This window comes from Streptomyces albidus (ex Kaewkla and Franco 2022) (genome assembly GCF_013870515.1).
Lineage (GTDB): Bacteria > Actinomycetota > Actinomycetes > Streptomycetales > Streptomycetaceae > Streptomyces > Streptomyces albidus.
Window position 1 is genome coordinate 1 of sequence record NZ_JACBXA010000417.1, and the last position, 3,077, is coordinate 3,077.

Here is a 3,077-nt window from a genome sequence, read left to right on the forward strand (position 1 = left end):
GACCCGTCGCGGCTTCGGGCGTCTCGGAACGCTCACGGCGCCGCGCCGCCGACCTGCTGCCCGGCGTTCCGCTCGTCGACCCCACCGAGGTGCTCGCCCGCTCGGACCTCGTCCTTCTCACGGTGCCGGACGACGCGCTGCCCGAGCTCGTCGGCGGCCTGGCGGAGACCGGGGCCGTACGGCACGGGCAGCTGATCGCCCACACCTCGGGCCGCTACGGGACCGCCGTCCTCGAACCGGCCCTGCGCGCGGGCGGGTTGCCGCTCGCGCTGCACCCGGTGATGACCTTCACGGGGACCCCCGTGGACGTTCAGCGCCTCGCCGGCTGCTCCTTCGGCGTGACCGCTCCGGAAGAGCTGCGGCTCGCCGCACAGGCCCTCGTCATCGAGATGGGCGGCGAACCTGAGTGGATCGCCGAGGAGGCCCGGCCGCTCTACCACGCGGCGCTCGCGATCGGTGCCAACCATCTGGTGACGCTGGTCAACCAGTCGATGGAGCTGCTGAGCGCCTGCGGCGTGGAGGCACCCGACCGCATGCTCGGTCCCTTGCTGGGGGCCGCGCTCGACAACTCGCTGCGCTCCGGCGACGCCGCGCTCACCGGCCCGGTTGCCCGCGGCGACGCGGGCACCGTCTCCGCCCACATCGCCCAACTCGGCGCCCGCGCACCGGGAATGGTCGCCGGCTATCTGGCCATGGCCCGTGCGACCGCCGACCGGGCGCTCGCGCACGGCCTCCTCGAACCCGAACTCGCCGAGGACCTCCTCGACGTACTGTCCGAAGGAGGGCGGCGCCAGTGAGCCGCACGGCAGGAAAGCTCGGTGTACGTCTCGTCCGCAGCGCCGCCGAACTGCGGGCTGTGAACGCTCCGTTCGGCAGGGACGCGGACCGCCTGCGCGCCACCGTCATGACGATGGGAGCCCTGCACGCGGGGCACGCGGCGCTCATCGGGACTGCGCGCGAGCGCGTCGGCCCGGACGGGCTCGTCGTGGTCACCGTCTTCGTCAACCCGCTCCAGTTCGGACCGTCCGAGGACCTCGACCGCTACCCCCGCACCCTCGACGCGGACCTTCGTCTCGCGGAGGAGGCAGGCGCAGACGTGGTCTTCGCGCCCTCGGTCGAAGAGGTGTACCCGGGCTCGTCCGGCCCCCAGGTCCGCGTCGCCGCGGGCCCGATGGGGGAGCGGTTCGAAGGTGCCCACAGGCCCGGCCACTTCGACGGCGTGCTCACCGTCGTCGCCAAGCTCCTCCACCTCACCTCGCCCGACGTCTCCCTGTTCGGACAGAAGGACGCCCAGCAACTCGCCCTGATCCGGCGGATGGTGACGGATCTGAACTTCCCGGTGGAGATCCTCGCCGTCCCGACCGTCCGCGAATCCGACGGCATGGCCCTCTCCAGCCGCAACAGGTTTCTCTCACCGGCCGAGAGGGAGAGCGCGCTCGCCCTCTCCCGCGCCCTGTTCGCCGCACGGGACGCGGTACCGGGCGGTGCCGACGCCGCCCTCGCCGCCGCGCGCGGGGTTCTGGAGGGCGCGGCGCAACTCGGTCCGCCGCTCATCGTGGACTATCTGGCGCTCATCGACCCCGCCGACTTCACGGAGCTGACGAGCCGCGCGGGGAGCGCCGACGGCTCCGCCCCGAAGACCTCCGAAGCGGTGCTCGCCGTGGCCGCACGCGTCGGCAGCACACGGCTCATCGACAACGTCCCCCTCTCCCTGGGAGCACTCCGATGACGGGAAGTACGGGGGAGGCGGACCCCGGGGCACGCAGCGACGCCCCGGGCACCACCGAGGGCCCCGCGCAGGAGACAGCCGGAGGCACCGCGCCGCTCCGTGCCCCCGCACCGGGCTGGCGGATCGACGCGGACGTCGTGGTCGTCGGCTCCGGCGTCGCAGGCCTCACTGCCGCGCTCCGCTGCGCCGCCGCCGGTCTGAGCACGGTCGTCGTCACCAAGGCCCGCCTGGACGAAGGTTCCACGCGATGGGCGCAGGGCGGCATAGCCGCCGCCCTCGGCGAGGGCGACACCCCCGCCCAGCACCTCGACGACACCCTCGTGGCAGGGGCGGGACTGTGCGACGAGGAGGCCGTCCGCACCCTCGTGACCGAGGGGCCCGCAGCCGTACGCCGCCTGATCACCACCGGGGCACGCTTCGACACCGACGCCGGGACCGGTGAGATCGAGCTGACCCGTGAGGGGGGCCACCACCGTCGGCGCATCGCTCATGCGGGTGGCGACGCGACGGGCGCGGAGATCTCCCGCGCGCTCGTCGAGGCCGTACGCGACGTGCGCACCAGCATCCGAACCGTCGAGAACGCCCTCGTCCTCGACCTCCTCAAGGGCGCGGACGGCGCCGCAGCGGGCGTCACCCTGCACGTCATGGGAGAGGGACAGCACGACGGGGTGGGCGCCGTGCACGCACCCGCCGTCGTGCTCGCGACCGGCGGCATGGGCCAGGTCTTCTCGGCCACCACCAACCCGAACGTCTCCACCGGCGACGGTGTCGCTCTCGCCCTGCGCGCCGGGGCGGAGATCAGCGACCTGGAGTTCGTGCAGTTCCATCCGACGGTTCTCTACCTGGGCGCGGACGCCCAGGGGCAGCAGCCGTTGATCTCCGAGGCGGTACGCGGCGAGGGGGCCCACCTCGTCGACGCCGACGGCGTGCGCTTCATGGTCGGCCGTCACGAGCTGGCCGAGCTGGCTCCGCGTGACATCGTCGCCAAAGCGATCATGAGACGGGCCGCCGAGCAGGGCGCCGAACCCGGCACCGAGCACATGTACCTCGACGCCCGGCACTTCGGCGCCGAGATGTGGGAGACCCGCTTTCCGACCATTCTCGAGGCGTGCCGCAGCCACGGCTTCGACCCCGTGACCGGGCTCCTCCCTGTGGCGCCGGCCGCGCACTACGCCAGCGGCGGCGTCCGCACCGACCTGTACGGCCGCACGACGGTGCCCGGCCTCTACGCCTGCGGCGAGGTCGCCTGCACCGGAGTGCACGGCGCGAACCGTCTCGCCTCCAACAGCCTGCTGGAGGGGCTGGTCTTCTCGGAGCGGATCGCGGACCACATCGCCGGGCAACCGGG

3 protein-coding genes are annotated in these 3,077 nt (G+C 73.4%); all 3 read left to right on the forward strand.

Going from position 1 to position 3,077, the window contains the following annotated elements:
- On the forward strand, nucleotides 1–797 hold a 797-nt coding region (locus tag H5J26_RS29855), incomplete at its 5' end, for a Rossmann-like and DUF2520 domain-containing protein (RefSeq protein WP_181769081.1).
- Nucleotides 794–1,729 carry a pantoate--beta-alanine ligase gene (gene panC, locus H5J26_RS29860; RefSeq protein ID WP_181769082.1) on the forward strand — a complete coding sequence of 312 codons (936 nt, stop codon included), beginning with the start codon at nucleotides 794–796 and terminating at the stop codon, nucleotides 1,727–1,729. The genes H5J26_RS29855 and panC, both read left to right, overlap by 4 nt.
- A partial coding sequence (locus tag H5J26_RS29865) for an L-aspartate oxidase (RefSeq protein WP_181769083.1) occupies nucleotides 1,726–3,077 on the forward strand: 1,352 nt, incomplete at its 3' end. The genes panC and H5J26_RS29865, both read left to right, overlap by 4 nt.